A 25,094-nucleotide genomic window follows, 5' to 3' on the forward strand; every position below is an offset into this window, starting at 1 on the left:
CCAGTACAGGCAGTACTTACGCAGCCGTGGTCCTGTCAGACCTGTGTGTGAGAGGCCATTCGCCGGGCCAGCAGCTGGCAGGCAAAGTTCTCCTGTACCTCGCTGGCCTGGCCCGTGGCCAGCATAATGCGCGATAGCAAAAGTCCGTATCTGAGCCCGGCGAAGATCTCGTAGTAATCGTAGTGCTCGGCACCAAAGCCGCTAGCGCGGGCCCAGCGCTCCGTGGTGCTGGCATAGTCGGGTAGGCCCGGCAGCCTCGGTAGGCCAAGCCCCTCGGCAAAGGTGGCATCGAGGAAGTTAAACCAGGCGATGTCCTGTACCGGATTACCCAGCACCGCCATTTCCCAATCCAGCACGGCTGCCACTTCGCCAAGATCTTCGCTGAAAATCATATTGCCGATGCGGGAGTCTCCCCAGCACAGCACCGTCGGCTCATCGGCAGGCTGGTTTGCGCGCAGCCAGGCCATGGCCTGCATGCAAATCAGGTGCTGCTCTCCTTCCAGCCCCCAGTCATGGTAGTGCTGCCAGTAGTCCAGTTGCTGCTGTAAAGGTGTCTTGCCCTGCACCTCAAGGTCGGCAAATCCCAGCGCCCGATAATCCAGGGTGTGAAAGCGGGCCAAAGTGTCCACGGCGGCGTTCCAAAGGCTCTCGCGTTGGGCCTCGTCGGTGTCCTGCACCATCCAGCCATCCATATTGTAGGGAGGCATATCGCTGGGGATGCGACCCGCGGTGTGCTTCATCACATAAAACTGAACGCCCAGGACACTGGTGTCCTGTTCCAGGCCCAGTAGAGCCGGCACGGGAATGTCGCTGTGTTGGCCCAATTCCTCCATCACACGATACTGCAGGCTCAGGTCGTACTCGGGAAATACCGGGCGCGCGATTTCTGGCTGTAGCCGTCCCACGCAGGCATGACGGTGGGTTGTGGCCCGCTGTTCATAACTGATGTCGAACAGCAGGGTGACATTGGACATTCCCGACCCCTCGGGAATGCGCAGGTTTTCTATAGTGACTGCATGGCCTAGCCGCTCGGCCAACCACTGGCACAGCGTCTCCCGGGTGCGATCAAGGTCATCTACCAAGGGTGTGGGACGTTCAGCATCCACTGGCTTTCTCCCGCCTGACTGTGACGACTGAGTATAGGTCGGTGCGTGAGAGGGCCTCCAGTGAACAAATGATCGAGGTATCAGGGGGCCGCGTATGGTATGCAGCGCTGCACTATGCACCTTTGTATACTGCGCGCCACGTTTTCCACCGCCAGCGGCTCAAGGTGCCGCCGGTGTGGTCCACCTGCCACCCATGGGTGGGCCCAGATATGGAGCACTTATGCGCCCAATAACTGTTGTTGCAGCTGCACTTGGCGCCGCCGCATTGGCCTATTGGTTCTGGCCGGCAGAAGATGGCGGCAGCGAAGCACCTCGCGGACGCTCGCCGGCGGCCGTCACCACTTACGCTGTGGAGGAGCGGCCCTTTCAAGATGAGCTGTCGGCATTGGGCACTCTGCGTGCCTGGGAGTCGGTAGACATCACCGCCAGCGTGTCCCAGATTGTGACCGAACTGGCCTTCACCGATGGTCAATCCGTAGAGAAGGGCGCCGTGCTCGCCAGGCTGAAGCAGGATGCCGAGCAGGCCTCCCTGCGCGAATTGCAGGCAACCTTGGTAGACGCTCGCCGTGAAGTGCAGCGGCTTTCAAATCTGGCACGCCAGAATCAGGTGGCGCAAACCGAACTGGATAGCGCATCCACCCAAGTAGAGATCGTCAGTCACCAGATAGAGGAAGTTCAAGCGCGCATTGCCGATCGCACGTTGGTTGCTCCCTTTGCAGGAGTTCTCGGCTTGCGCGAGATCTCTGAAGGCGCCCTGGTAACGCCGGGTCAGCGCATCACCACTCTCGATGACCTTAGCCAAATGCGTCTGGACTTCAATGTTCCGGCGCTGCGGCTCGGATTCCTGGCTGCCGGCCAGGAGATACAGGCCCGAACGCCGGCCTTTGACACGGTATTTACTGGCCGCTTACTGGCGGTGGACTCCCGGGTTGATCCCGTGGCGCGTGCAGTGACAGCGCGCGCGGTGATTGATAATCCGGGCGGCCTATTGCGCCCCGGACTGCTGATGGAAGTGGTGATTCGCGGCCCCGAGCGCAGCGCGCTGATGGTGCCAGAGGAAAGCCTTCAGTCCCGCGCGTTACAGCACTTTGTCTGGTCTGTTGCTGGCGACGATACCGTGCGAACCGAGATCGAAATCGGTGCCCGGGTGCCCGGCTGGGTGGAGGTGCTGGATGGGCTCAACGTCGGCGATGAAATTGTGCGTGATGGCGTTGGAAAGTTGGGCGGGCAGCGCGCGAAAGTGCTGGTGGTGGAGCCCTAACCATGATGCTTTCTGATACGGCGGTGCGCCGCCCGGTGATGGCCGTGGTGGGCTGCGCCCTGTTGTTCGCCTTTGGTCTTTTGTCTTTCGATCGATTGCCCTTGCGGGAATACCCCGACATCGATCCACCCATTCTTAACATCATCACACTCTACCCCGGTGCATCTGCTGCGGTGGTAGAGAACAAAATCACCGAGTTGATTGAGGACCGTCTGTCTGGTCTTGAAGGCATTAAGACCATGACCTCGACCAGCTCCGATGGCCGCTCCAGCATCGAGTTGGAATTCCAGCTGGGCCGCGACATCGACAATGCGGCCAACGATGTCCGCGACCGAGTCTCACGCATTCTCAATAATCTGCCTGATGAAGCCGAGCCACCGGAGGTGCGCAAAAGCGCTAGCGACGAGCAGGTGATCTTCTGGGCGCACCTGTCATCACCCTCCATGAATTCGCTGGAGCTGACGGACTATGCCCGGCGCTACCTGGAGGACCGCTTTTCGGTGCTGGAAGGCGTGGCGCGCGTACGCATTACCGGTGAGCAGGTCTACTCCATGCGCGTTTGGCTGGACCGGGATGCACTGGTTGCGAGGGGGCTGACTGTTTCAGATGTGGAAGCCGCTATCCGTCAGCAGAACGTGGAACTGCCTGCGGGCACGCTGAACTCAGAGCAGCGGGATTTCGTGGTGCGCATTGAGCGCGGCTACAGTACCGAAGAGGATTTTCGCGCGTTGGTCATCCGCCGTTCCGCGGATGGATACCTGATTCGGTTGGGTGATGTGGCACGGGTTGAGCTGGCCAGCCGGGAACACCGAAGCCTGTTCCGTGGTAACGGCGCCTCCATGGTGGGTATGGGCGTTGTCAAACAAAGCACGGCCAATGCGCTCACCGTTGCATTGCAGGTGCGTGAAGAGATCAAGCGCATCAACCGCCAGCTGCCCGAAGGCATGGAGGTCATTCCCAGCTTCGACAACTCTGTGTTCGTGGAGTCTGCGATTGATGAAGTCTACAAGACGCTGCTGATTGCCGCTGTGCTGGTTGTGCTGGTGATTTTCCTATTCCTTGGCGATCCGCGTAGCCTGCTGGTGCCGGCCTTGACTGTGCCGATATCGCTGGTGGCAGCGTTCTCGGCACTCTGGCTGTTTGGCTACAGCATCAATCTGCTCACCTTGTTGGCGCTGGTGCTGGCGATTGGCCTGGTGGTGGATGACAGCATCGTGGTGCTGGAGAACATTCATCGGCGCTTGGTGGATAAGAATGAGTCGCCGCTGGTGGCAGCCTATCGCGGTTCCCGTCAGGTAGCCTTTGCTGTGATTGCTACCACACTGGTGCTGGTGGCGGTGTTTGTACCTATTACTTTCCTCGAGGGTAATGTCGGCCGTCTATTCGGTGAGTTTGCCGTGACGATGGCGATTGCAGTTGTCTTTTCCAGCTTCATTGCCCTGACCCTTGGTCCGGTGATCTGCAGCAAGTTGCTCAGCCGCGAGGCGGTGTCCAATCGCATGGCGACCATGGTCGAGGGGATCAGTCTGCGACTGGAGAACAGCTATCAGCAGCTTCTGCGACCGCTGGTGAGTCGCCCATGGCTGGTAGTGCCCGTGTTATTGGCCAGCCTGTTGGGTGCCGGACTGGTGTACAGGGCGGTACCTCAGGAGTACTCACCCCTGCAGGATCGCGGGCTGCTGTTCATGATTGTGACTGCGCCGGAGGGTTCTTCTTATGACTACACCGTGCGCCAGATCGAGGAAGTCGAAAAGCGGCTGCTACCCCTGGTAGAGAGCGGCGACGTCAAGCGCTTGCTGATTCGCGCACCGCTAAGCAGTGGTGGTGAGGCCTTTAACCGTGGCTTCGCCATGATGGTATTGGCGGATTGGGATCAACGTAAACGCAGCACCTGGGACATTCAGGCCGATGCCCGCTCTCGGGTAGCGGATATTGCCGGTGCCCGTGTTTTCATCCGCGCACCTCAGGGTCTGGGCGGTTCCAGCGACGATCCTGTGCAGTTTGTTGTGGGTGGCGACAGTTACGAAGAGCTGGCCGAGTGGCAGGATCTGCTGCGAGAGAAGATCGCCGAAAACCCAGGATTGGTGGGTGTAGATACGGACCTGCGTCCTACCAAGCCGCAATTGCGCGTCACCATTGATAGGAACCGAGCCGGTGATCTGGGCGTCAGTCTCCTGGATATCAGCCGTACGCTGGAGACCCTGCTGGGCGCTCGCAGCATTACGACTTTCATCATGGGTGGGCGCGAATACGATGTGATCGTAGAGGGCGAGCGTGATCGCCAGCGTACCCTCACTGATCTCGACAATATCTATGTGCGCTCGGGTAGCACCGGCGAACTGATTCCGCTGGCCAACCTGGTCACTCTGCGTGAGCAGGCCGATGCGGGTAGCCTCAACCGCTACAACCGTGTGCGCGCGCTGACTGTGTCGGCAGACCTTGCCGATGGCTATGCGCTTGGGGACGCCTTGGCATACCTGGAAGACCTGGTGCGCAGTGAGCTGCCGGATCATGCCTCCTTCGACTATAAAGGCGAGTCGCTGGAGTACGTGGAAGCCGGTGGCAGTGTGCTGTTCGTGTTCGCGCTGGCACTGCTGGTGGTGTATCTGGTGATGGCGGCCCAGTTCGAATCCTTTGTACACCCGGCGATCATCCTTTTCACCGTACCGCTGGCCCTCATTGGCGGTCTGGGCGGTTTGCTGCTGTTTGACCAGACCCTGAACATCTACAGTCAGGTCGGCATGATCATGCTGGTGGGTCTGGCTACCAAAAATGGCATCCTGATAGTTGAGTTTATTAATCAGGTTCGCGATTCCGGTCGTGACTTTGAGGACTCGATACTGGAAGGCGCGTCCAAGCGACTTCGCCCGATTGTGATGACGGCGTTTACAACGGTGATTGGTGCCATTCCCCTGGTGATCTCCAGTGGCCCCGGGCACGAAGTGCGCACCGTGATCGGCATTGTGGTGATGTGCGGCGTTGCCCTTGCAACGGTGATTACGCTTTTCGCGGTACCCGCCGCCTATGCGCTGTTTGCGCGCAACACGCAGCCACCCGGCACGGTGAGCCGTCAGCTGGACGCTGAACTGGCGCAATAATCAGAAAAGTCCATTTCTTATCTTGCCAGCCCCCGGCAAGTTGATACTCTTTCCTCACTCATCATTCAGATGGGTGGGGAACCATGTATTTAGGACAGCAACACGACTCAAAGGAATTGGGCCCACGGGCCCCTGTTGTGTAGGGGGACACTCACGTGCGAATCACTCAATGGCTGAAGCTGCTCGCCAGCGAAAACGGCTCCGATCTCTATCTCAGCACCGGCGCACCGCCCTGCGCCAAGTTTCAGGGCAAGCTTAAACCCATTGGGGGAGACATCCTCAAGCCGGGTGAGATCAAGGACATTGCCTGGGAAGTGATGGATGCCATGCAGCAGGCGGAATTTGAGCAGGAGTTAGAGATGAACCTGGCGCTGTCGTTGCCCGGATACGGGCGCTTCCGCGTGAACATTTTTATGCAGCGCAACGAAGTGGGTATCGTCGCCCGTAATATCGTTGCCGAGATTCCCCACTGGAAAGACCTTCGCCTGCCGGAAACCCTCACCGAAGTGGTGATGCGCAAACGTGGTCTGGTGCTGTTTGTGGGTGCTACCGGTTCGGGCAAGTCCACCTCACTGGCGGCGTTGATTGATTACCGCAACGCCAACTCCAGTGGCCACATTGTGACTATCGAAGACCCCGTTGAGTACGTCCATAATCACAAGAAATCCATCGTCAACCAGCGCGAGGTCGGGGTTGATACACGCAACTGGCACAACGCATTGAAGAACACCCTGCGCCAGGCGCCTGACGTGATCCTGATCGGTGAGATTCGAGATCGCGAGACCATGGAACACGCCATTGCTTTTGCCGAGACCGGCCACCTTTGCATTTCCACCCTGCACGCCAATAACGCCAACCAGGCCCTGGACCGCATCATCAACTTCTTCCCGGAAGACAGGCGTCAGCAGCTGCTGATGGACCTGTCGCTGAACATTCAGGCCTTTGTGTCCCAGCGCCTTATACCCACCACCGACGGTAAGCGCTGTGCCGCCATTGAAGTCCTGCTGGGCACACCCATGGTGGCTGATCTTATCCTCAAGGGTGAGATCGAAGGCATCAAGGAGGTGATGGAGAAATCCGAGAACATCGGCATGAAGACCTTCGACAGCGCGCTGTTCGAACTGTACGTGGAAGGGCTGATTTCAGAGGAAGAGGCACTCAAGAACGCCGATTCGCCCAACAATGTGCGTCTCAAGATCAAGTTTGCCAAAGAGGAGGCGGATGATGCCTCCGGTCTCAGCTTGCAGACACTGGACGGCGAGGACGAGGAAGTAACCGTCTTCCGATAGGCGCTTCCTTTAACCGCCGGTGTAACTCAGACGATGATAAACTCGCCTGCGCGCTGGTTCTTATAAGGCTCGGCGGTGGTATTGCCAGGCAGCAGCATCAGATCGTGTGCCGACCGCGTGGAGGGAGACCGTAGGGCTCGCGACCAAGTGAGGGGAGCTCGGAGGGCCACCGATCAGGCGCCGGCAAAAACAGCGGCGGGCTTAAGCGCCCTGCACCGACACCACTTGGTGATTAATCCAGCACCTTCCAAGCCACCATACCGATGAACACAGCCCACAGCGCCCACATCAGGTACAAGCGCCACGCGGCTGGAGGCTGCTCCTCTTCAGCAGCGCTGGACCCTCGTGTAAGGGCAAACGAGCCGCAGGCGGGGCAGTCGCCGCTGGGGCTCGCTGTTTTACCGCGATAGCTGCAATCCTGGCAGTAATAGGTCATAGGCCTAGCGGGTGCTTTTCAGCAGTTGCTCGATGATGCGTTCCAATTGCTTGAGGTTATTGCACTCCGCCGCGAAATGACAGGCACTTTGGTAGCGCGGCATTTCCGAGTCGCCCGTGCCCCAGGCCTTGCGCGATTCCGGATTTAGCCAGATGACCTGTTTGGCCCGCTGGTAAATGCTCTGCAGGATGTCCAGCCGCGGTTCGCCGCGATTGTTGCGCGCATCTCCCAGAATGATGACCGTGGTTTGCGTGTTGATATCGTCCATCGTCAGACGCGCAAAGTCTTCCAGGCTGCCGCCGTAATCTGTGGCGCCTCCGTACTGCCAATTTACCAGCTCGACCGCCCGCTCCACCGGATGCTCGTCGAACAGGCCGCTGACCTCTCCCAGGTGATTGGAGAAGGCAAAGCTGCGCACTCGCGGCAATACGTCCTGCACCGCATAGAGAAACATCAGCAGGAACTTCGCGTAGGCGGCCACCGACCCGCTGACATCACACACGGCCAGCACCTGCGGCTTGTCGCGACTTACCTGACGGAAGTAGGTGTTGAACAGCACGCCGTCTGTGGCAACACCCTTGCGGATGGTTCGCGCCATGTTCAGTTGGCCGCGCCGTGTTGTCTTGCGCTTGCGCCCGTAACGGGCCGCCAGTTTGCGCGCCATTTTTTGCACCAGCGCCTGCACTTTTTGCTGGTAGTGGTGTTCGATGTTGTTCAGCCGCGTTTTGCTGAGTATGTCATCCATAAACTGCTGGTTGCGGCCTTCGGCGTGCAGGAGATATTCCCGATCTACCAGGTCGCGCACCTGCTCACGCAGCATGTCCCGGTAGCGGCGCAGTTCATCCAGTGCCGGGCTGTTGGCCCGTTCCAGCTCAATGACTGCCTGGCGGATATGGGCTTCGCCCAGTTCATCCAGAATCTTGCGGCTGAACTGGCCCTTCTGGGTGAACATCTCAATCTGGTTGAGGCCTACTTTCGCCGCGGCCTGGCTCATTGCCATGCTGAGCGCATTGCGGTCGTTGTTCATCAGGCTTTGCATCAGCGAGCTGTCCAGCAATTGCTGAAGCTCCGGGGAGTCTCCCGCCGCGTCCGCCAGCGGGTTGTCGCCAGCGCTGCCGTCCTGCTCGTAGGATTCGCCATCACCGGCGGCCTCGCCGCTTTCTCCGTCCGCGGTTTGGCTGTCGGCGTTTGTTTCGCCGGCTTCAGGCTGAGCATCTTCCGCCTGCGAAGAATCAGACAGGTCTGCCAGTTTGTGGCTGAAGTAGCGATCAAAGCACTGCATGAACACCGCTTCTTCGTGCGGGGTTTTCGCCAGTGTCATCGCCAGTCCGTCGCGCAGCTGATTGCGATCGCTGTAGCCCAGGGCATCGGCGACATCCATTGCGTCCAGCGTCTCGGCCGGCGAGATGCGCACATCGTGACTGCGCAATACCTGAATAAAATTGACGAGGCTGGTTTGCACGGTGCTTAGTTGTCGCCGGTGTTGCTGCGCAACATGGTGCGCACTTCCGACTCGGCGCTCTCGATATCGTCTTCGAATTTCAGCAGCACGTTGAGGGTAGAGCGCACCAGCTCCTCATCCAGTTCCTCGGTATGCAGCAACAACAGGCTGCGGGCCCAGTCGATGGTTTCGGAAATTGCCGGTGTCTTTTTCAGGTCTAGCTCACGCAGTGAGTGGACAAACTGCACCAGTTGGTGACGCAGGCTTTCGTCCACGTCCGGGACACGACTGCGCACGATGCGCTCTTCCAGTTCCACGGAGGGGAAGGGAATGTACAGATGCAGGCAGCGCCGTTTCAGTGCATCAGAGATATCCCGCGTATTGTTACTGGTAAGGAACACCATGGGCGAGGTGCGGGCTTGCACGGTGCCAATCTCCGGAATCGATACCTGATAGTCAGAGAGTATCTCCAGCAGCAGGGATTCGAACTCATAGTCAGATTTGTCGACCTCATCGATCAGAAGAATGGCCCCTTTGTCCTGTTGCATGGCTTTCAGCAGCGGCCGCGGTTCCAGGAAGTCTTCCGAGTAAAAGATGTCGCCGAATTTATGTAGACGTTCTACTGACTCGGCCAGTCCTTGAGCACCTTGTAAGAGGTCGCCCAGTTTTTCCTTTAGTACCTGTGTGTAAAGCAGCTGCTTGCCGTACTTCCACTCATATAGCGCCTTTGCCTCATCCAGTCCCTCGTAGCACTGCAGTCGAATAAGTGGCAGGGACAACAGTTCCGAGGTGGTTTTCGCCAGCTCGGTTTTACCGACGCCGGGAGGGCCCTCTACCAGAATGGGCTTGCGCAGCTGGAAGGCGAGAAAGACGGCCGTCGCTATCTTGCGGCTGCAGATGTAGCCGTAGGACTCAAAGCCCTCAATGATACGCTCGACCGACTCGAGCTGCGGGAAATCCTCAGTGTTCAACTAATATTCCTCTTACTGACTGTGTGCTCGGTGCACACTGGGAAAGGGGGGGGCGGTCAGCCACCCGTCATATTCATGAAGCGCACGATCTGGGGTTCGTCGTCGCTGTGAAAGTGGTGTTTTTCAGGCTTGATGTCCATGGCATCAACAATTGCACGCTTCAGCGACTCGGCGCTGGCATCGGACGCTCGAAGGCGTTCACGCAAATCCACGGAATGTTCATTTCCAAGGCACAGCAGCAAGCGCCCCTCTACGGTAATGCGCACCCGATTGCACAAATGGCAGAAGTTGTTGCTGTGGGGCGAAATGAAGCCTACCCGCGAGCCGGTGTTATCCAAGCTGAAGTAACGCGCCGGCCCTGCGTTGCCACTGGGATCGCCCAGTGCGGTCAGGTCGTAGCGTTCAGCAATCTGTTGGCGAAGTTCGTCGCTGCTGCACAGGCTCAGCTTGCGATCATGCTCGACAATCGCACCCAGGGGCATCTCTTCAATGAACGCAATATCGATGCCGCGATCAACAGTAAAGTCGACCAGGTCCAGAACCTCATCGTCATTGCGACCCTTTAAAACCACGCTGTTCAGCTTGATGCCGTCGAAGCCTGCAGCGATAGCCGCATCAATGCCTGCAATGACTTGGTCCAGGTTGCCGTGGCGTGTGAGGCGGCGAAACTTCCGGGCTTGCAGGCTGTCCAGGCTGATATTCAGCCGCTTAACACCGGCCTCCCTCAGAGGGCCAGCCAGGCGGGGCAGTTGCGAAGCGTTGGTGGTGAGTACCAGCTCATCCAGTCCGGGCAGGGCGCCCAATCGCTGCACCAGCGACAGAATGTTATTGCGAATTAGCGGCTCACCACCGGTGAGGCGAATCTTACGCACGCCTAACTCGGTGAACGCCTGACCCAGCTGGAACAGTTCCTCCAGGGATAGCACCCGCGCCTTGGGTACAAAGGTCATATCCTCGGCCATGCAGTAAACACAGCGAAAATCGCATCGGTCTGTGACGGAAAGTCGCAAGTAGGTGACTTGGCGGCCGAAACGGTCGACGAGCTGTGAGGGCAGTGATGACATAAGAGCTACGAGTCTAGTCGGTTACGCTGTCGCCCACCAGAGCAGCTGCGCTTTACAGCGTGTCGCGGCTGGGACAGGATTGCCAGCAGCGAAAGGAGACGCCCCTATGCGCCAAACTTGGAAAGTGATGATACGTAGTCAGCTGGCGCTGGCTTTTGTGCTTGCCATTATGAATACCTCTATGGGGTATGCGCAGGCTGACTGTGAGCCCGTTGATGGGGTTGTACCTATTTGCGGTCTGGTGGGACCCGAAGACCTGGAGAGAACGCCTGACAACCGGTACATCGTGATCAGCTCCATGGGATCCCCCGGTGGCTTATTGGTGTTGGATCCGCAAACCGACGCGCTAACGCGCATCTATGGCGAGGGCGTGGGCGAAAATTCCCCCGAGCCGGGTTGGGGCGACCCCGCCTGTACCGCGGCCCCTGACTGGGTCCTCAGTCACGGTATTGATGTGCGTGTCAGAGCTGATGGTCGCTGGCAGGTGTTGGTGGTGAATCATCAGCAGCGTGAATCGGTGGAGTTTTTTGAGCTGCTGCCGGGCGACCCAGCGCCGACGGCTGTGTGGCGCGGCTGCGTTAGTGGCCCTGATAACGCCAACTTCAATGATACGGTGGCTCTGGCCGACGGCGGTTTTTTAGTGACACACATGGCTGATCAGGGGCTTTTGCCCTGGCAGCTGCTGCGCGCAGTATTGGGCTTTGACACGGGCTTCCTGTATCGCTGGTCGCCCGAGACCGGTTTTGCGCAGGTGCCCAATACCCAGGCACGTTTTCCCAACGGTGTCTCCCTTGCACCCGATGGGCAGAGCTTCTATCTCAACGATTATTTCGGCAACACCGTGCGTCGCCACAACCTCGAGACCGGTGAATTATTGGCACAGGCCGAGGTGATGCAAACCGATAACGGTGCCTGGACAGAGGGCGGGAAGTTGCTGGTGGCCTCACACCCGGTAAGCGTGCTCGATCTGGTGGTATCGCTGGGGCACGGATTCGAAACTCCAAGCCTGCTGCCTTTTGACATTGTGGAACTGGACCCTGAGACCCTGGCGTCGCGATTGCTGATTAGCCGTGAAGGGCCGCCCATGGGTGCTGGCACGGTAGCCTTACAGCATGGAGACTTTCTGTACATCGGGTCTTATTTAGGCGACCGTTTGATTAAGGTGCCTCTCAATTGATGCCCTGGCGCGATCATGCGCTGTGGCTGGGGCCAGCCTCGGCCCTTGCGGCAGGCCTGTGGCTGTTTGCCACCGACTACAGCGTGGCGATGAGCGTGGTGCTGAGTGTTGCCGTGCTGTGTGTTGTCTGGTGGGTGTTTGAACCCATCCCTATCCCCGTCACATCCCTGCTGCCGCTGGCCGTGTTGCCGTTGGCCGGGATTCTGACGCCGGCCGAGGTCGGTGCCGCCTACGGCTCGCCCTTGATCCTGCTACTACTGGGTGGGTTCCTGCTCTCCAAGTCGATGGAGCACTCGGGCGCGCACCGACGTATAGCGCTGGGCATGGTGAACCTTTTTGGTGCCAGCAGTCCGCGTCGGTTGGTATTGGGTTTTATGGTCGCCGCGGCCGCCCTGAGTATGTGGATCTCCAACACGGCAACCACCCTGATGTTATTGCCGGTGGCGCTGGCTGTGCTGGATGGCACTAGTCAGCGTGAGCGCTTGGCGGTCCCATTGCTTCTGGGTACTGCCTATGCGGCCAGCGTGGGTGGCTTGGGAACGCCAATAGGAACGCCGCCCAACTTGATTTTTATGCAGGTCTACCAGGAGTACACCGGGCAGTCCGTGAGCTTTACCCAGTGGATGAGTTGGGGCGTGCCCGTGGTCGCCGTTATGGTGCCCGCGATGGCTTATGTGTTGACTCGCGGTATGGGTGGCGGCCTAGCGATCACTCTGCCCGAGGTTGGCCGCTGGCGGGTAGAGGAGCGGCGCGTGATGCTGGTTTTTGCCGTCACGGCACTGGCCTGGATTACCCGCAGTGAACCCTTTGGTGGTTGGAAAACCTGGCTCGGTGTGCCTTGGGCGAATGATGCTTCGGTTGCCCTGCTGGCGGTGGTGGTTATGTGTCTGGTGCCCAACGGTCGCGGCGGTCGGCTGCTGGACTGGGAGCGAGCCAGCACCATTCCCTGGGGCGTGCTGTTGCTGTTCTCAGGGGGAATCTGTCTGGCGCGTGGCTTTGTCAACTCCGGGCTCTCGGGTTTGATCGGTGATGGTCTTGCCGGTCTTACCGCAATGCCATTGTGGGTGCTGATGGCCAGTGTGTGCCTGGTGGTGACCTTCATGACCGAAACCACCTCCAACACGGCCAGCACAACGCTGTTGATGCCCGTGCTGGCCGCTGCAGCATTGGCGGCGGGCATTCCGCCCGAATGGATTATGGTGCCGGCCGCGATGAGTGCCAGCTGTGCCTTCATGTTGCCCGTGGCCACAGCGCCGAATTCGGTGGTGTTTGGCAGCGGCCTGATTACAACCGCACGCATGGCCAGGGAAGGGGTCTTGCTGAACCTGCTGGGGGTGCTGGTTATCAGCACCCTGTGCTATCTGCTGATTACCTGAGTACGACTGGCAAAACGGGACAATGGCTGGGCAATGACGCTTATTGCAAGCCTTCTTGGCTCAATCGGATATTGTTCGCTGAGGTCAGTCGCGTAAGGTCATCGCCATGGTCCGGCGCTGGGCCGTGCAAAAAAAGAGGGAGTTTTATGAGCAAGCGATATCCAATGCCCATTCCTCACGGCTGGTATGCCGTGGCCTATTCCGACGAATTAGAAGTGGGTCAGTCCAGGGCTGTACGCTACTTTGGGGAAGACTTGGTGCTCTTTCGTACTGAGTCTGGCAATGCTGCCTTGCTGGATGCCTATTGTCCGCACCTGGGTGCACATCTGGGCTACGGCATTCATGAGAACACCGGCCGTGGCGGCGGCATTCAGGGCGAGTCAATCGTCTGCCCCTTCCACGCCTGGAAATTCAACGGGGAAGGTGAGTGTACGGACGTGCCTTACGCCAAGAATATGCCGCCCAAGGTGCAGGGCACCCGTTGTTTGAAATCGTACCGGATTACCGAGACTAACCAGGTCATTTGGGCCTGGTACCACCCGGATGGTATCGACCCCTTGTGGGACGTCGTGGTACATGACGAGGCCAATAGCGATGACTGGGCACCGCTAAAACGGTACGAGTGGCACATTACAACCCACCCCCAGGAGATGGCCGAGAATGCTGCGGATCCCGCGCACTTCCGCTACGTGCATCGCACTGCCTCTATGCCGCAGTGGGAAACGACCTATGAGGGCCCGCGCGCCACGGGTGTGCAGCGCGCCAAGATGCCAACGCCGCGCGGCGAGATTGACGGCGCCATTTACACCAACTCAATGGGACCCGGTCAGGGCTTCACCAAGTTTGAAGGCATCGCAGATACCTTCCTGATGGGCCTGACGACGCCGATTGACGACGAGAATGTCATTCTCCGGTTCGCCTTCACCCAGCCCAAAGTGAATGGTCAGGTCAAAGAAGGTGGTGTTAATGCCGCCATCATGGCGGACATTGTGGGCCAGCTGGAAGAAGACAAGCCCATCTGGGAGCACAAGGTTTATCGCCGTCTGCCTGTGCTATGTGACGGTGACGGGCCCATCGCCAAGTTTCGCAAATGGTACGGTCAGTTCTATAGCAACTACGATCCCAGCGCGCTGTAAGCACGCAGCCACACTGGCTATCATGCAGCCTTCATCCTGGAGGCTGTATGAGCGCACAACGTAAATTCCTCTGCCTACTGCTGGCGCTGGCATCACTGGCCCTGTTGTACCCCGGCGTTACCCAACCGGTAATGACGCTGACAGGCGACATCGACAAGTCGAAGATAGCAGCGCTGGGCGTGGATCTGGTGGCCGGCGAAAACGCGGACCCTCAAACCCGGCGAATGCTGGCGATGTTTTCCAGTTTACTGGGCCTTGATCAAATTGAAGGGCAGCTGCGCGCCTATGAGACAACACGCTCTATCTGGGGCACTGTGCAGAGCCTGTCGCAGGGCGGCAACCTGTTGGTTGCTCTACTGATCGTCACCTTCAGCGTGGTTATCCCGGTGTTGAAACTTCTGCTGCAGCTGGCCGCGCTGGTCTTGCCCAATCCGGCCTGGCGTGTGGCATTGCTGCAACTGAACGCGGGCATGAGTAAATGGTCTATGGCGGATGTCTTCGTTATGGGGCTGTTGGTCTCTTACATGGCCGGCAGCGCGGCTGGCCAGATGGGCGACATGCTCACTATGGACGCGCGACTCGAACCCGGCTTCTATTATTTCCTTGCCTATTGCCTGTTTTCGATAGCAGCAGGCACCCTGATGCGGAGAGCTGCATGATGAAATTCCCGGTAATCCTTGCCCTGTGTGTGTCGCTGCTGGTCTTGACGGGCTGCTCCGGGTCACCCAACCCCGAGCGTGGCGCTGGGGTGTCTGTGGTTGCCGACATCGATCACGATACAGCCTGGAGCCTGTTGCAGGATTTCTCTCTGGCACACAATTACGTGCCGGGACTGTCGCGCACGGAGATTATGTCGGATGCGACCAGCGGAGTCGGTGCGCACCGGCGTGTATACGATATGGACGGCGGTTATATCGAAGAGACGATTTTCCGCTGGGAACCGGGCAGTGGCTTTACGATTCGATTGCACGAGGGTGAAAAACCGATGGCGCCATTTGAGTCTGTGTTCTTCGACTACGCGCTGTTCGATGCTGGCAAAGGGAAGACGCGGATTGAGCTGGCCTTGCGCTTTGTGATGCCCTGGGGTGGTCTGGGCGACTGGATCGGGCGACAGTTTATTGTGCCCACTATGGAAGAGAGTCTGATCGAGGTGGCCGCGGGAATGAAATCGTTCTACGAGACGGGGAAGCCGGCTACCGACGCGGATCGGGCCAGACTGGCATCGCAGGTCTCAGTGACCCGCGATGCAGGCGACGCTTAGAGCAGCGCCATCATGGTCTCGGCTGAGCTCACATCGACGCCGGGGCCGGGCTCAACATTGAGGTGGCTGACTTTGCCATCTTCAACGATCATCGCGAAGCGCTGGCTGCGATGACCCAGGCCGAAACCCGTTCCATCCAGTTCCAAACCCAGGGCTGTGGTGAATTCACCGTTGCCATCGGCCAGCATGATGATCTCTTCGGCGTTCTGGGCCTTGCCCCAGGCATCCATCACGAATGCGTCATTCACGGCCATACAGACGATGGAATCAACACCTGCCACCTTGATTTTGTCTGCATTGACCACGTAGCCGGGCAGGTGAGTCATGGAGCAACCGGGAGTGAAGGCGCCCGGAACCGCAAACAGTACAACTTTCTTACCGGCGAACAGCTCGTCGGTGGTGATATCAGTGGGGCCCTGGTCGCCCATCACTTTCATGGTGCACGCGGGTACGTTTTCGCCAACCTGTATGGTCATTGGAATCTCCTTGTTAGTCAGGCCTTGGGAAGCGGGGAAGCATAGCAGATGGAGCAGTCATCGCCCTGTCCTCTGTGTGCGCATGAGCACAGTGAAGCATACGCCAGTGATCGCCGCAGGGATTACCTGCAATGCCAACGCTGCGATCTCGTCTGGGTACCCGCACGGTTTCACCTGAGCGAGGAGGCGGAGCGCGCGGAGTACGATTTGCACCAGAACCGGGTAGACGATCCCAGCTACCGCCGATTTCTCTCCCGTCTGGCGCAGCCGTTGGTACGGCAGTTGCCCGACGCCTGCCAGGGTCTTGATTTTGGCTGCGGCCCAGGCCCTGCGCTGGCTGCAATGCTGTCAGAGGCGGGGCACAACATGGCCCTCTATGACCTCTTCTATGCGGATGATCGCAGCGTGTTGAATCGCGAGTTCGACTTTATCACTGCCACTGAAGTTGTTGAGCATCTGAGCCAGCCCGGCGAGGTGTTGTCCGGGCTGTGGCGCCAACTGCGACCCGGGGGGTGCTTGGGTGTGATGACGAAGCTGGTGCGCTCCCGCGAGGCTTTTGAGGGCTGGCATTACAAGAACGACCCGACGCATATCAGTTTTTTTAGCCGGAGTAGTTGGCAGTGGTGGGCTGGTGAGTACGGCGCCGAACTGCAGTTTCACGGCGATGACGCGATGCTGCTGCTCAAAGCCCAAGTCTGATCGGCCCGGCGGCTATCGGTTTAGTAGCGCTCCAGCATGTCTGCGTAGATGCTCTCGCAGTCGTGATAGAAGGTGATTTGGTCTTCACCTAAATAGGGGGCGACCATGGTGAGCAACTGCAGCACGCCCTGGTGAATAATGAGCTGTGGCTCCCGCTCCCCGTGCAGCAGCCTGGCGTAGTTCAGCCAGTAGTTGAGTACCAGGGTCATATTGTCGACCAGACTTACCAGCTGCTGCTCCTCGGTTTCGATTACCGACTCCTCGATGAGGCGTTGGCAGATAGCAAACAGCGCTGCTCTCTTCAGCTGAATTAGCTGGCGAAACCGTTTTTCGATAGCGGGGTAACGGTGCAGGATGTCGTCGAGATTGTGGTAGAGAAAGCGGTACTGGTACATCTCTTCCAGCACAACGTAGAGGTAATACCAGTTGTTTTCGACGGAGTCTCGCTCGCTGCCTAATGGGCTTTCAAGCGGGGCGGCCAACGTGCCGGTGATAGCCACTTCGTACTGGTGGAACAGCTCGGCAATGAGCTGATCTTTGCCTTTGAAGTGGTAGTACAGGTTGCCTGGGCTGATATCCAGTTCATTGGCGATGTCGATGGTGGTCGTATGGGCCTCGCCCTCCTCATTGAACAGGGCGAGACTGGTAACCAGAATGCGGTCCCGGGTTTTCACCGGTTGCGTTAGCCCTTCCTGGCGCGGGCGGTGCTGGCTTTGCGCTTAGCGGGGGCCTTTTTGGCGGCCCCCTTCTTGGGTGCGGCAGTTTTTCGGGTTGCCGCTTTTTTGGCTGGCGCCTTCTTTTTTGCGGCCTTTTTGCGCGCAGGTTTCACCGCGCCCTGATCGGCCATAGCGCGGGTAAGCGCCTCCACTTTATTGCTCAGGCGATCAATCTTTTCGTGCAATGCCAACAGGTCTTCGCCGCGGGCGGGTCGCTGCAAATTAAAGTTCTCGCGAACGCGACCAATGCGCTCCTCGACGGAGTCCCGGGCGGTTTGCCCCGCCTGCAGGGCTTCGCGCGCCTCCTCCTCCAGAGCGGCACCGGCTTTCACCAGGTCACGGAATAGCTTAGGCGGCTGGCCGCCCACTTTGCCGAGCCTGTCTTGGGCTTCATCAACGGCGCGGCCATAGGCGCCCACGCCAGCCAGCCAGATGTTCTTGGCAATCTCGCCGGCTTTATCAGTTACTTTGTTTTTATCGTCTTTCATTGTCTGCTCGTTGTATCGCGGGATGTTGCGCAGATGCGTGTTGGCATTAAACCAGAACAGGGGGCAAAAAAAAGACTTGCGCACCGGGAATCGAGGCGGCTTTTGGGATAAAAAAGGGGCCACAATGTGACCCCGAAAAATCCCCTAAACCGGGGATGAGTGAGCCTGGATGGGCTTAAGCGGCGTTGCGGAAGTTAACCTGCTCGCGCAGATCTTCGAAACGTGCCTTGGCTTTCTTGAGCTGCTTGTCCAGCTCTTTGCGATCGGTCAGGTTATCCAGTTCAACCTTGGGCAGCTCGATGTCGTTGATGGCGCTTTTGGCGTCTTTCTCGACTTTCTTGCCACGCTTGATCAGGTCCTGGTAAACCTTGTCAGCCTTCTTGCGACGGGCAGTCAGCTCGTCCTGAAGGTTGGAGAACTGCTCTTGCAGCTGGTCGTAGGCCTTGCCGTAGAAGCCCAGGCTGGCCAGGAATGCGTTGCGACCGGCTTCGCGCGCCTGAACGCCAAACTCTTCGGCCTGCTTAACAGCCGCATTCTGCTTGGGTGCAGCCTTGCGCGCAGTGGTTTTGCGAGCAGTCGTCTTACGTGCCGCCGTCTTGCGAACAGTGGTTTTGCGCGCAGTTTTCTTGGCTGCAGTCTTCTTAGCAGCGGTTTTCTTGGCCGGCGCTTTCTTCGCCGTTGCTTTGGTCTCTTCAGCCATGTGTCATCTCCTGAAAGTTAAAACAGCGCCGTGGCACCGATGAAGAGAACGTTACGCCAGAAAATTAGAATAAACATACTAAAGTCGTGTGCCACTGAGATGCCATCTGTGAGGGTCGGGCTAACGTATACACTTTTTAACAGAGCTGATTTCAGATTCTCGCTACAATCGTAGCCCCGCGTGGGCTAGGTTCGCTCCGGCTTGTTGTGGCATTTTTGTGTGAAGCACATAGCGAGTGCTAGGGAGCGTACTGCGCATGCGAATTGGCGCAGGCAGTGAGTAATAGACAGTTTTCAGTAAGACGTGATGAGAAGGGTGAAAGGTGAGAGGCGGATATGACTCCCAAGTGGCGTAAACACTGGTTTCGTGCCACGGCGGTGGTCCTTATAGGGGGTGCTGTGGCTTACGGCATATTGACGGGTAAGCCCACGCCGGAGCCGCAGGTAGCCCCTGCGTTGGCGCCACCAACGGTGGACGTACTTGTTGCTCAGCCGTCACCTCAGGCACTGAGTGTGGAGACACAGGGCAGTGTAGAACCCCTGCGAGAGATCAACCTGGTCAGTCAGGTGGCCGGCTTGGTGGTGGGTCGGGCACCCGCTTTTGAAGTGGGTGGTTTTTTTCAGGCCGAGGAAGCACTGGTACAGATTGAGCAGGCCGATTACGAGTTCGCCATGGCCCGGGCCGAGTCTCAGGTGGCCAGCGCGCGACAGGTGCTGGCCGAAGAGCGCGGCCGAGCCCGACAGGCGCAGCGCGAATGGCGGGACCTGGGCACAGATGAGGCCAACGACCTGTTCCTGCGCAAACCCCAGATAGCAGCAGCGGAGGCATCGCTTCGTGCGGCGCAGGCAGACCTCTCCTCGGCGCGCCTGAACCTCTCGCGCACCGCGATTTCAGCGCCCTTTAATGGTCGCATCAGCGAGAAAATGGTGGATGAAGGTCAGTACGTGGCCCCCGGGACAGTGATAGCACGGGCGTACGCCACGGATGTTGCTCAGGTTCGGCTGCCGCTGACGGACCGCCAGGTAACCCTCTTGGACTTGCCGCTGAGCTACGACAACAGTGGCGATCAGGGCCAGGCATCACAGGTACCAATGGTCACACTCAACGCCCAGTTTGCCGGCCGGCTCTGGACCTGGAAGGGTCGCATTGTCCGCACCGATGCCAGTATCGACCTCAACAGCCGCGTTGTGTACGCGGTGGCCGAAGTGCTGCGACCGTTTGCCAAAGAGGAAGGCAGTGAGCGGCCGCCGTTGGCGCCCGGGCTGTTCGTCAGCGCAACTATCTCTGGCCGGGAAATCCCCGATGTCGTTACCCTGCCACGCAATGCCTTGCGCACCGATGGCTCGGTGATGGTGGTGGATGCCCAGCAGCGGGCCCAGGCGCGCCCCGTGGATGTGCTGCAGAGCGACGGGCGCCAAATGTGGGTGACCGGTATCAGTGCCGGTGAGCGGGTGGTGGTCAGCGATCCCACCGTGGCTGTGGCGGGCGCCCCTGTTACGGTCAATGCGAATGAAGTGGCTGGGGGAGCGAACTGACCATGGGAGGCCCTGTTCGCTGGTTCATTGATAATCCGATTGCCGCCAACCTGTTGATGGTATTTCTTCTGATCGGTGGGTTTCTCGGTGTGCCGGCACTGAATAAGCAGTTCTTCCCAGAGTTCGAAATCAACCGGGTGAGCATCACGCTTGCTTACCCGGGCGCAGGGCCGCGGGAAGTGGAAGAGCAGATCAATGTGCGCATTGAAGAAGCCATTCACGATCTCAGCGGTATTAAGGAGATCCGCTCTACGGCCCGCCAGAACGCGGGTACCGTGGTGGTTGAGGCCGAGACCGACTACGACATGCAGCGGCTCACGGCGGAGATTAAAACCCGGGTTGATGCGATCAACACATTCCCCGTAGACGCCGAGCGACCCGTGGTGACGGAGATCGCCTATCGGCACATGATGGCCGTGGTCTCCCTGGCCGGCAACCTCGGTGAGCGCGAGTTGAAAGCGCTGGGCGAGCAGCTGCGGGACGATCTGGCCAATCAACCTTACGTGTCGGTGGTGGAGATCGCGTCGCCCAGACCCTACGAGGTGTCAGTGGAGGTGTCGGAGTTCACCTTGCGCCGCTTCGGTCTAACGTTTAGCGACGTGGTAGCCGCCATTCAGGGCGCATCACTGAACCTGCCGGCCGGGGCTATTAAGGCTGAGGGCGGTGATATTCAATTGCAGACCCGCGGTCAGGCCTACAACCGATACGACTTCGAGCGTATTCCCTTGCTGACCAACCGTGATGGCACACAGGTGTTGTTGGGCGACGTGGCGGTGATTGTGGATGGCTTTGAAGACAAGGACGTACGCACCCGCTTCAACGACAAGCCCTCACACAATCTCTATGTGTTCGTGACCTCTGACCCGGACACCCTGAAGACCTCCGTGCGGGTGAATGCCTGGGTGGAACAGGCGCAAAAACGATTGCCCGCTGGCGTGGAGCTTGCGGTATGGCAGGACTCCTCCATTCCCTTTAAAGGCCGGGTGGAAACCTTGCTGAAAAACGGTATCGGCGGTTTGGTGCTGGTGTTTCTTGTGCTGGTGCTGTTTCTGCGACCGAAGCTGGCGATGTGGGTCTGTACCGGGATCATCGTCGCCTTTATGGGGACGCTATTTTTCTTGCAGTACACCGGTGTGAGTCTCAACATGATCTCACTGTTCGCCTTCCTGCTTGTGCTGGGCATTGTGGTGGATGATGCGATTATTGTGGGCGAGTCGGTCTACGCGCGTCAGACCGCCGGTGAATCCGGGGCTAAGGGTGCCCTCAGCGGCACTCGCGGCGTGATCAAACCGGTGATGTTTGCCGTGATCAGCACCATGATTTTCTTCGTGCCCATGCTGTTCATGCCGGGAGAGATGGCAAATGCGGCGGCGGCGATTCCCATTGTGGTGATCTTGGCGCTTACCTTCTCTCTGGTGGAGTGTCTTCTGATCCTGCCGCCTCACCTGGCACACATGGCGCCCTCCAGGCCCAGCCGATTTGCCGCGCTGCGCAAGCTTGAGCAGTTGCGCGAGCGATGCGCCAGTTCGATGAGCTATCTCGCTAAAGACGTTTATCGGCCTCTTCTGGAGCGCTGCCTGCGCGCCAATATGTTGGTGGCTGCTGTCTTTCTGGTGGCGTTAATGATCAGCCTGGCTTTCTACGCGGGCGGCTGGCTGCGCACCGGGTTTTTCCCGTCGATCAATGCCGACAACGTAAGCGCCGAGATCGAGCTGCCCGAGGGAGGGTCTTTTGAGGAGACGCTGCGCATACTGCGACAGGTTGAGTCGGCCGCTGTTGTCCTTAAGGCCGAGTACAACAGTAACCCTGCCTTGAACCTGTTTGGTCCCCCGATTGGGCATATCGACTCCCAGGCAGAGGACAACATCATTGATGTGCGTGTGCAGTCTGAATCCGACCTCGTCGATACGGCGGAACTGGCGGCACGCTGGGAAGAGCTGATGGGCGAGGTGGCACCGGTCAAGAAGATGCAGCTGGACTACACGGTGAACGAACGGGGTAAGCCGATACGCCTTGTGTTGGCATCGCCCTCGTTGGAAGACCTGCGCAATGTCGCACTCGAACTGCGTGCTGCACTGGCCAGCTATCCCGGCGTGTACAACATTAACGACACGCTGGATTCCCCGCGGGAGGAAATCGTACTGGATCTCAAACCCGCAGCCGAGAATCTGGGAGTGACCCTGGCGGAGTTGGCGCGACAGGTTCGCCAGGCCTTCTTCGGCGCCGAGGCGCAGCGGATTCCCCGCACCAAGGAAGATGTCAGGGTGATGGTGCGCTACCCAGAGCAGGAACGTTTGTCGGTAGAGAACCTCAGTGAGATGCGAGTGCGCACCCCCGCCGGGGAGGTGCCCTTTGATACCGTTGCCGAGATCCGCTACGCGCCCAGCTACATGGAGATCGAGCGCCTTAATCGCAAACGTACACTGGAGGTCAGTGCGGATGTGGCCGAGGGAACCTCAAATCCGCGCCAGGTCGTCAACGAGATTGTTCGCACACGAATGCCTGAGTGGCAGGAACAGTATCCAGGCCTGAGCATGGCGCTGGATGGGGAGTTGCAGGAAGAGTCCGAGTTTATGAGCGCGATGCTGCGCTACATGGGTCTGTCCATGCTGGTGATTTACGCGTTGATGGCAATTCCATTTCGCTCTTATTGGCAGCCGATCCTGGTGCTCACCGCCGTGCCATTCGGCATCATGGGCGCTATTTTCGGGCACATGATGCTCAGCTGGGAGGTGAGTATGTTCTCCCTGATGGGTGTGATTGCCTGCGCCGGTGTTGTGGTCAATGACAATCTTGTCCTGATTGATCGCATCAACCAATTGCGCGCGGCCGGTCACAGTTTGGTGGACGCTCTGCTGCAGGGCGGTCAGGACCGGTTCAGGCCTATTATCCTGACCTCGCTCACGACCTTTATCGGGTTGTTGCCGATCATGGCCGAAACCAGCCTGCAGGCGCAGTTCCTGATTCCAATGGTGATCTCCCTGGCGTTCGGAGTGTTGTTCGCGACCGGGGTAACCCTGTTGCTGGTGCCCTGCCTCTACTTGCTGGGTGAGCAGGTGGGTACGCACGTCTTGCGCCGTCGTCAAACGCTCACAGACGCGATGGACGGAATCTAGGGAGCGCTATCCGGCTCCCTGTCGCATAACGCGGTTAGAAAGCGTAGCGCAGTATCTTGCTGCTCTGCGTCAGCAGTATCGGCATGATGCGCCAGCGCCTCATCCAGCGCTGGCAGGCATTCGTCGGCACCATCAGTCGACCCGAGGCAGAGATGAACCAGCCGCTGCTGTGATGTATCCAGCAACTGAAACTCTGCCTGCAACGCTTGGTCTTGCTGAAGGCGGTGTTTTAGCCACGGCGACTGCAGTTCTGAGCCATGGGTACTCGTCAATGTCGCGCTCTGTAATAGGCCTGAGATACGCAAACGCTCTTCTTTTCGCGCCTGCGCCTCGGCTTCACGTGCCTTCGATACCTTGTCCAATTCGATCAGGGCGCTGGAAACCAGGCTGCCGATGACGGCGGAAAAAATGATGAAGGTGGACGCCACGTCAAACAGGAGGCCCAGATGTATGAAGGCCAGCAGCCCTAACCCTGCAAGCGCCGCGTTTAAGCCCAGTGTGATCCACAGGTAGGCCCGTGGCACGGTTTGCAGAAAATGCGCCAGCGGTGACTCGGTCCTTGGAATGAACCAGACCAGCAGCAAACCCAGCGACAGTATCCCGCCTATCTCGGTCCACTTTATCCACCAGGGTCGCTGTATGAAACGGCCATCGAATAGGGATTCGATGAGTTGTGCCTGTATCTCGATGCCGGGCACCAGCTCCCCCAGCGCTGTTGTGCGCATGTCATTCAGGCCAAAGCCCGTGAGCCCCAGTAGCACCAGTTTGCCAGCGAGTAACTCCGGATCAGCCTCACCAGACAATAGTTTGGCGGCAGAGAGGTAGCGTCCACTGGAGGTGGCCGCCTCGGCGAAGTGCAGCCATACATCGCCCCCAGGCTGGGTGGGTACGGCGAGATCAGCCACTGATACCGATGTCACGCCGCGTTCATCAGCGGTGGCAATGACCGCCTCCGAGCCTGTGGCCACACGGAACATCTCCATGGCGAGCCCGGGCACCAGCGTGTCGCCAATGCTGCTGATTAGCGGTATGCGGCGAACAACCCCAAAATCCAGATCCACGCTGAGAATGGCCTGACCCCAGGCAGCAGACTGCAGTTCCGGCAAGCTGGCCAGCACGGCGGGGAAATGACGCACATGGGGCTGACTGCTGTGTCCCTGTTCGACGACAGGGGTGGTCACCAAGCCGCTGCGGGTAGTGTAGGTCTCAAAATCAAAGCCAGCGGCCCCCAATACCGAGGGCGTGTTAAACAGCGCCTCAGCCAGCAACGCCTCGTGTTGCGGCAGCTTGGACAGGGCTTCCGCAATCGCTGGGTCGGTTGCCGGCGGCAACGCCGCTGCCACCTTGTCCGGTGACGTCTGGTCATACTCGGGCATGTACATATCCAGCCCCACGGCAGCGGGTTGGTATGCGCCAATGGCATTAATCAACTCAGCCAGTTGATCCCTGGGCCATGGCCACTGACCGATGGCGGCCAGGCTCGCCTCGTCGATGGCCACAATGGTGACGGGCTGAGACTGTCGTTCCCTGGGACTGGATTTCTGGTAGCCATCAAACAGCAGTTGCCGTCCGCTACTGAATGGCCGGGTGAAGAGACCTGAGTACTGGCTGATGCCGCCAGGCAGAGTCAGCTCCGACAGCACCGACAGGCTGCAGGTCCAGAGCAGAATAAGCACGGCCACGGGTCTGCCCTTTTGGAAAGTGAGCAGCGCACGTAAGGTCTGTAACAGCGGTTTCATACCGGTTTC

Annotated in this window: 21 protein-coding genes; 11 read left to right on the forward strand and 10 right to left on the reverse strand. The window is 58.8% G+C overall.

All coding sequences use genetic code 11. The features are described from left to right. Window positions 1–35 precede the first annotated feature (35 nt). Window positions 36–1,106 (reverse strand): phosphotransferase family protein, encoded by a 1,071-nt coding sequence (locus IE089_RS12470; RefSeq protein ID WP_189478127.1) that lies wholly within the window; start codon window positions 1,104–1,106, stop codon window positions 36–38. A 220-nt stretch (window positions 1,107–1,326) separates the two neighbouring features. Here IE089_RS12470 and IE089_RS12475 point away from each other — a divergent pair, with 220 nt between their 5' ends. From IE089_RS12475 to IE089_RS12485, 3 genes are all read left to right on the forward strand, one after another. Further along, a complete protein-coding gene (locus IE089_RS12475) occupies window positions 1,327–2,367 on the forward strand; it encodes an efflux RND transporter periplasmic adaptor subunit (protein ID WP_189478128.1) in 1,041 nt (346 codons plus the stop codon). Window positions 2,368–2,369: 2 nt separating this feature from the next. Next, window positions 2,370–5,465 carry an efflux RND transporter permease subunit gene (locus IE089_RS12480; protein ID WP_189478129.1) on the forward strand — a complete coding sequence of 1,032 codons (3,096 nt, stop codon included), beginning with the start codon at window positions 2,370–2,372 and terminating at the stop codon, window positions 5,463–5,465. 155 nt (window positions 5,466–5,620) lie between these two features. Next, on the forward strand, window positions 5,621–6,754 hold the full coding sequence (locus IE089_RS12485; protein WP_189478130.1) for a PilT/PilU family type 4a pilus ATPase: 1,134 nt from the start codon (window positions 5,621–5,623) through the stop codon (window positions 6,752–6,754). 232 nt (window positions 6,755–6,986) lie between these two features. Here the strand turns inward: IE089_RS12485 and IE089_RS12490 are convergent, their stop codons facing one another. The 4 genes from IE089_RS12490 to moaA are packed head-to-tail and all read right to left on the reverse strand — an operon-like array spanning window position 6,987 to window position 10,666. Beyond that, window positions 6,987–7,190, reverse strand: coding sequence for a hypothetical protein (locus IE089_RS12490; protein WP_189478131.1), 204 nt, complete (start codon window positions 7,188–7,190; stop codon window positions 6,987–6,989). 4 nt (window positions 7,191–7,194) lie between these two features. Beyond that, a complete protein-coding gene (locus IE089_RS12495; protein ID WP_189478132.1) occupies window positions 7,195–8,652 on the reverse strand; it encodes a VWA domain-containing protein in 1,458 nt (485 codons plus the stop codon). A gap of 5 nt (window positions 8,653–8,657) precedes the next feature. Then, window positions 8,658–9,602 (reverse strand): AAA family ATPase, encoded by a 945-nt coding sequence (locus IE089_RS12500; RefSeq protein ID WP_189478133.1) that lies wholly within the window; start codon window positions 9,600–9,602, stop codon window positions 8,658–8,660. A 56-nt stretch (window positions 9,603–9,658) separates the two neighbouring features. Continuing rightward, window positions 9,659–10,666 (reverse strand): GTP 3',8-cyclase MoaA, encoded by a 1,008-nt coding sequence (moaA, locus tag IE089_RS12505; protein ID WP_189478134.1) that lies wholly within the window; start codon window positions 10,664–10,666, stop codon window positions 9,659–9,661. 106 nt (window positions 10,667–10,772) lie between these two features. Between moaA and IE089_RS12510 the strand changes: the two genes are divergently transcribed. The 5 genes from IE089_RS12510 (at window position 10,773) to IE089_RS12530 (ending at window position 15,616) form a co-directional block, all read left to right on the forward strand. Further along, window positions 10,773–11,843, forward strand: a complete 1,071-nt coding sequence (locus tag IE089_RS12510; RefSeq protein ID WP_189478135.1) for an SMP-30/gluconolactonase/LRE family protein — start codon at window positions 10,773–10,775, stop codon at window positions 11,841–11,843. Continuing rightward, window positions 11,843–13,219 (forward strand): SLC13 family permease, encoded by a 1,377-nt coding sequence (locus IE089_RS12515; protein ID WP_189478136.1) that lies wholly within the window; start codon window positions 11,843–11,845, stop codon window positions 13,217–13,219. Before IE089_RS12510 ends, IE089_RS12515 begins: the two co-directional genes overlap by 1 nt. Window positions 13,220–13,365: 146 nt before the next feature. Then, the gene (locus tag IE089_RS12520; protein ID WP_189478137.1) at window positions 13,366–14,355 is read left to right on the forward strand and encodes an aromatic ring-hydroxylating oxygenase subunit alpha; all 990 of its coding nucleotides are present in this window, start codon (window positions 13,366–13,368) and stop codon (window positions 14,353–14,355) included. A gap of 47 nt (window positions 14,356–14,402) precedes the next feature. Beyond that, the gene (locus IE089_RS12525; protein ID WP_189478138.1) at window positions 14,403–15,014 is read left to right on the forward strand and encodes a paraquat-inducible protein A; all 612 of its coding nucleotides are present in this window, start codon (window positions 14,403–14,405) and stop codon (window positions 15,012–15,014) included. Then, window positions 15,011–15,616 (forward strand): SRPBCC family protein, encoded by a 606-nt coding sequence (locus tag IE089_RS12530; protein ID WP_189478139.1) that lies wholly within the window; start codon window positions 15,011–15,013, stop codon window positions 15,614–15,616. Before IE089_RS12525 ends, IE089_RS12530 begins: the two co-directional genes overlap by 4 nt. On the opposite strand, the gene IE089_RS12535 is transcribed toward IE089_RS12530, so the two are convergent. After that, window positions 15,613–16,092 carry a peroxiredoxin gene (locus IE089_RS12535; protein ID WP_189478140.1) on the reverse strand — a complete coding sequence of 160 codons (480 nt, stop codon included), beginning with the start codon at window positions 16,090–16,092 and terminating at the stop codon, window positions 15,613–15,615. The genes IE089_RS12530 and IE089_RS12535 overlap by 4 nt on opposite strands. Before the next feature lie 48 nt (window positions 16,093–16,140). Between IE089_RS12535 and IE089_RS12540 the strand changes: the two genes are divergently transcribed. Continuing rightward, on the forward strand, window positions 16,141–16,791 hold the full coding sequence (locus IE089_RS12540; protein WP_189478141.1) for a class I SAM-dependent methyltransferase: 651 nt from the start codon (window positions 16,141–16,143) through the stop codon (window positions 16,789–16,791). Between the two features lie 20 nt (window positions 16,792–16,811). Here the strand turns inward: IE089_RS12540 and IE089_RS12545 are convergent, their stop codons facing one another. The 3 genes from IE089_RS12545 to IE089_RS12555 all read right to left on the reverse strand — a co-directional run bounded on the left by IE089_RS12545 (window position 16,812) and on the right by IE089_RS12555 (window position 18,695). Continuing rightward, window positions 16,812–17,465: a TetR/AcrR family transcriptional regulator gene (locus tag IE089_RS12545; protein WP_189478142.1), complete on the reverse strand. Its 654-nt coding sequence runs from the start codon at window positions 17,463–17,465 to the stop codon at window positions 16,812–16,814. A gap of 8 nt (window positions 17,466–17,473) precedes the next feature. After that, window positions 17,474–17,995, reverse strand: coding sequence for a phasin family protein (locus tag IE089_RS12550; protein WP_189478143.1), 522 nt, complete (start codon window positions 17,993–17,995; stop codon window positions 17,474–17,476). A 175-nt stretch (window positions 17,996–18,170) separates the two neighbouring features. Continuing rightward, window positions 18,171–18,695, reverse strand: a complete 525-nt coding sequence (locus tag IE089_RS12555; RefSeq protein WP_189478144.1) for a hypothetical protein — start codon at window positions 18,693–18,695, stop codon at window positions 18,171–18,173. 335 nt (window positions 18,696–19,030) lie between these two features. On the opposite strand from IE089_RS12555, the gene IE089_RS12560 reads away from it, so the two are divergent. Continuing rightward, window positions 19,031–20,230, forward strand: a complete 1,200-nt coding sequence (locus IE089_RS12560; protein WP_189478145.1) for an efflux RND transporter periplasmic adaptor subunit — start codon at window positions 19,031–19,033, stop codon at window positions 20,228–20,230. A 2-nt stretch (window positions 20,231–20,232) separates the two neighbouring features. Next, window positions 20,233–23,346, forward strand: coding sequence for an efflux RND transporter permease subunit (locus tag IE089_RS12565; protein WP_189478146.1), 3,114 nt, complete (start codon window positions 20,233–20,235; stop codon window positions 23,344–23,346). Here IE089_RS12565 and IE089_RS12570 read toward each other — a convergent pair. After that, a complete protein-coding gene (locus tag IE089_RS12570) occupies window positions 23,343–25,085 on the reverse strand; it encodes a CHASE2 domain-containing protein (protein ID WP_189478147.1) in 1,743 nt (580 codons plus the stop codon). The two genes, IE089_RS12565 and IE089_RS12570, sit on opposite strands and share 4 nt — an antisense overlap. Window positions 25,086–25,094: the final 9 nt, after the last annotated feature.

This window comes from Parahalioglobus pacificus (assembly GCF_014652275.1).
In the GTDB taxonomy this organism is placed as follows: Bacteria; Pseudomonadota; Gammaproteobacteria; order Pseudomonadales; family Halieaceae; genus Parahalioglobus; species Parahalioglobus pacificus.